Here is a 4,317-nt window from a genome sequence, read left to right on the forward strand (position 1 = left end):
GGGCGACACGGCGGCCGTGGAGGGCGTGCGGTACACCGTCGAGCGGATGGACGGCCGGCGGGTCGACCGGATCCGTCTGGGCCCGATCGCACCGACGGACGCCACGCCGGAGACGGATGCGGATCCACCGGTCGCGGACCCCGCGGATCGCCGACCTGGCGCAGGCCCGGCAGGCCCGGCAGGCCCGGCAGAGGAGGCCGAGGAGGCCGAGACCGCCTCGGCCGAAAGGGCGGGGTGGGGATGACCGACCTGCTGGCGATCGTCGCCACCGTCGTCCTGCTGGCGCTGAACGCGCTGTTCGTCGGGGCCGAGTTCGCGCTGATCTCGGCCCGGCGGTCGAACTTGGAGCCGATGGACGAGGCGGGCTCGCGGCTGGCAAAGATCACCCTTGGGGCGATGGAGAACGTCTCGTTGATGCTCGCCGGGGCGCAGCTTGGCGTCACCGTCTGCACCCTGGGCCTCGGCGCTCTCGGGGAACCGGCGGTCGCGCATCTGCTCCGCGGGCCGTTCGAGGCGGCCGGGATGCCCTCCGCCCTGCTGCACCCGGTGGCCTTCGCCATCGCGCTGGGCCTGGTGACCTTCCTGCACGTGGTCGTCGGCGAGATGGTCCCGAAGAACATCGCGCTGGCGATGCCGGAGCGTACGGTCTTGCTGCTCGCCCCGCTCCTGGTCGGAGTCGTCCGAGGCGGCAAACCGGTCATCGCGCTGCTCAACACGATCGCGGCCGTGTCGTTGCGACTCGTCGGCGTCGAACCGAAGGACGAGATCGCTAGCGTCTTCACCCGCGACGAGGTCGCCGGGCTCATCGAGGAGTCGCATCGGGAGGGTCTGCTCGCCGAGGACGAGCACGACCTGCTGACCGGGGCGCTGTCGTTCGAGGAACGCACCGCGCGTGCCGTCCTGCTCCCGCCGGACGGGCTGGTCACCGTGTCCCCGGCGGTCACTCCCCGGCAGGTCGAACAGCTCGCCGCGCGCACCGGATTCACCCGCTTCCCGGTGCGGGACCCCGAGGGCGGGCTGATCGGCTACCTGCACCTCAAGGACGTGCTGGAGACCCGGCCGGAGCGGCGGTCCAGCTCGGTCGCGGCCAAGTGGATCCGGCCGCTGGCCCGGGTCGGCGCCGACGACAACCTGCGGACGGCACTGGCGACAATGCAGCACTCCGGCGCGCATCTGGCCAGGGTCACCGACGCCGACGGTACGGTCCTCGGGCTCGTCGCGCTGGAGGACATCCTGGAGGAGCTGGTCGGGGAGATCCGCGACGACGCCGTTCGCACGGCCGTGGTCCCCACCCACCAGCCCGCCTGAACCGTCCGGTCCCGTATCTCCCGTATCTCCCCGGCTACCTTGCCTATCCAGGCCTATCCAGAGGCTTTTGTGCCTGATTTATCCCTCTGGATAGGCAAGGTGGGGATCAGCGGCGGGGGTCCCGGGCGACGATGACCGCCATCAACGGCGCCCACCAGTAGCTGCAGTCCGCCGGCGGCTGCAGGCCGTCGACGACGCGCACGCTGAAGGTGCGGAAGTAGCGGAGCAGGGCCCGCTGATGCCGCCGGGACACCGAGTCGATCTCGTTCGAGTAGTAGGTGAACGAACCGCCGTCGGCCAGGTGGTCGGCGGCGTGCGCGAAGAAGTGCTCGGCGAAGGTGGAACTGCGCACGAAGTACTCATCGACCTCGGTCTCGTCAAGGGGGTAGGTGTCAAAGAGGATGCCGTCGAACCGGCCGAGGCCGGGCATGGCCTCCTGCCAACGCCCGGTGACGATCTCCACCCCGCGGCGCCCCGCGGGGCGGGCCCACTGCTCGGCGACGCGCACCGTGGCCGGGTTCGCCTCGATGATCGTGTGCCGGGCCGGACCGATCTCCTGGACGAACCCGGCGGACAGGCCCAGGCCGAACCCGACCTCGAGGACGGTACCGCCCGGCCGGGTCACCTCGGCGGCCAGCGCCCGCATCAACGGCGCCTCCCAGGTCTGCATCACCTCCTGGCCGGAGACGAGCAGTGTGCCGTCGACCACCGCGGGGACCGCCGCGTCGATGGCTGTGTCGATCGTCGGACGAGGCGCCCCGGCCACCATCGTGCCGGCCGTCTCGTCCAGCGCGCTGAGATCGGCGACGAACTCGTCAAGCGCCCGGTCGAGCAGCAACCGCCGTGGCTCCTCGGAGACCGGGGCGAGCAGGGACCGCGAGGTCGGGGTCGGTGTCACGTCGAACTTCGCCGCACGGCGGAGCACAGGACCTCCCAGATCATGCATCTTTGCCGGTATTGCGCTATGTTCCATCCATACTGGTTCTGTCCATACTGCGATCTTCCATCCCTTACTGCGATACTCGGCCTGTGCGCCCGCGCCCGTCCAGGCATCCGCCATATCTGAGAGGGTCGCCAGTCTCGGCGCACCTTGGGAGCGGGGCACGGTGACGGGGACGACGCCACCTCCGCTGCCCGGCGACGCCGTGCGCCCGCTTCAGCTGACCGATCCGCGGCGGCTCGGGGTCTACCAGGTGATCGGCCGGCTCGGGCAGGGCGGCATGGGCACCGTCTTCCTCGGCCGGGCACCCGACGGAAGCGCCGTCGCGATCAAGATGATCAGGCCGGAGCTCGCGCAACGGCCCGAATTCCGCGCCCGGTTTGCCCGCGAGGCCGAGAGTGCTCGTCGGGTCCGCCGGTTCACCACGGCCGCCGTACTGGACGCGGATCCGTACAGGCCCCAGCCCTATCTCGTGACCGAGTTCGTCGAGGGTCCGACGCTGTCGAGGCGCGTCTCCGTACGGGGGCCGCTGCGGCCCGCCGATCTCGAACAGCTCGCGGTCAGCGTGACGACCGCCCTGAGCGCCATCCACGCGGCCGGGATCGTGCACCGCGACCTCACCCCCGGCAACGTCCTGCTGTCCCCGGTCGGCCCCAAGGTGATCGACTTCGGCCTGGCCCGCGAGTTCAACGCGGACACCGACCTGAGCCACAACGTCCGGCACGCCATCGGTACGCCCGGTTACATGTCCCCGGAGCAGATCCTCGACGCACCGATCACCTCGGCGGTCGACATCTTCGCCTGGGGCGCCGTCATAATCTTCGCCGCCACCGGGCACGCGCCGTTCGGCACCGGTCGCATCGACGCCATTCTCTACCGCATCGTCAACGAGCCGCCGCGGCTCGACGGAGTTGGCGGCGAGCTGCGCAACCTCGTCGAGATCGCGATGGCGAAGGACCCGGCGGCCCGGCCGAGCGCGGAGGAGCTGCGGACGGCGCTGATCGGCGGGGGTACCCTCCCCGCGCGCCCGGAGCCCGGCACCATACCGTCCGGACCGCCCGGCACCGCCCGGCACCGCCCGGCCCACCGGACGTGCCCGCCGCTGGGCCCGGCGCCGGCCGTCAGGCGCCGCGGGGTCGGCGCCCAGGTCGGAGCCGCCGCCCCGCGGCACGGGCAGCACCGCCGGTACCGCCGCGAACGTGGCGGACATGCCCGTCACCCAGCTGTCCCCGCCGCCTGTCGCCTCGCCGCCGCCGATTCCAGCCCGGACCTCGCCGCCGATACCGGCCCGGACCCCGCCGCCGCGTGGACAGCCCGGGTCGGTACCCCCGCATCCAGCAGGAACCCCACACCCACCGGCACCCAGCCCATCACCGGCCCCATCACCACCAGCCCCATCCAGGCTGCGGTGGTCTCGGACGGCGCTGCTCGTCGCCGGACTCGCCATCGCGATCACCGCCGCGACGGTGCTGATCATCGTGCCGCGCGGCGGTGGCCCGTCGCCGGTGTCGGCGGCCGACCGCGCGTCCATCTCGTCGCGCCTGGCCGCGGACGCGGCGGCCCAGCGGGCCCGGCAACCGGACCTGGCCGGTCGGCTGAGCCTCGCGGCCTACCGGATCGCCCCGACGGAGGCCGCGCGCGCGGCCGTCCTCGCGTCCTTCGCCCAGTCCACCGCCACGCGGATCCCCGCCGGCCCCGCAGCCTTCTCCGACATCGCGCTCAGCCCGGACGGCACGACCCTCGCCGGCACCGACGACACCGGCAGCCTCCACCTCTGGAAGGTCGACGCTGCCGGCCGGCCCACCGCCACCACCGGGGGCTCCGCGAACGACCATGCGCACGGCGTCGTGTTCGACCGCTCGGGCACCCGACTCGCAACGGGTGGGGAGACCGACGCCGGCCGGCTCTGGGACATCGCCGATCCGGCGCGCCCCCGACCGCTCAGCACGCTCGACCCCCAGGCCACGCCGGTCCATCGGCTCGCGTTGTCGAGCAGCGCGCATCTGCTCGTCACCGCCGGCGAGGACTGGTCGGTGGGGCTGTGGGACGTCGCCAACCCGGCGCGGCCC

At 72.6% G+C, this 4,317-nt stretch carries 3 protein-coding genes and 2 pseudogenes; 4 read left to right on the forward strand and 1 reads right to left on the reverse strand.

Annotation, left to right across the window (positions count from 1 at the left end):
• Positions 1-244 (forward strand): annotated as a pseudogene (locus AC08ON_RS01060) (hypothetical protein); the annotation flags it as partial.
• Positions 241-1,308, forward strand: coding sequence for a hemolysin family protein (locus tag AC08ON_RS01065; RefSeq protein WP_476606058.1), 1,068 nt, complete (start codon positions 241-243; stop codon positions 1,306-1,308). The pseudogene AC08ON_RS01060 and the gene AC08ON_RS01065, both read left to right, overlap by 4 nt.
• Before the next feature lie 106 nt (positions 1,309-1,414).
• Here AC08ON_RS01065 and AC08ON_RS01070 read toward each other — a convergent pair whose 3' ends face one another.
• Complete coding sequence (locus AC08ON_RS01070; protein WP_476606057.1) at positions 1,415-2,233, reverse strand: class I SAM-dependent methyltransferase; 819 nt, start codon at positions 2,231-2,233, stop codon at positions 1,415-1,417.
• Between the two features lie 295 nt (positions 2,234-2,528).
• On the opposite strand from AC08ON_RS01070, the pseudogene AC08ON_RS01075 reads away from it, so the two are divergent.
• Positions 2,529-3,185 (forward strand): annotated as a pseudogene (locus AC08ON_RS01075) (serine/threonine-protein kinase); the annotation flags it as partial.
• Between the two features lie 529 nt (positions 3,186-3,714).
• On the forward strand, positions 3,715-4,317 hold a 603-nt coding region (locus AC08ON_RS01080; RefSeq protein WP_476616302.1), incomplete at its 3' end, for a WD40 repeat domain-containing protein.

Source organism: Frankia sp. CoWAU3 (assembly GCF_977971855.1).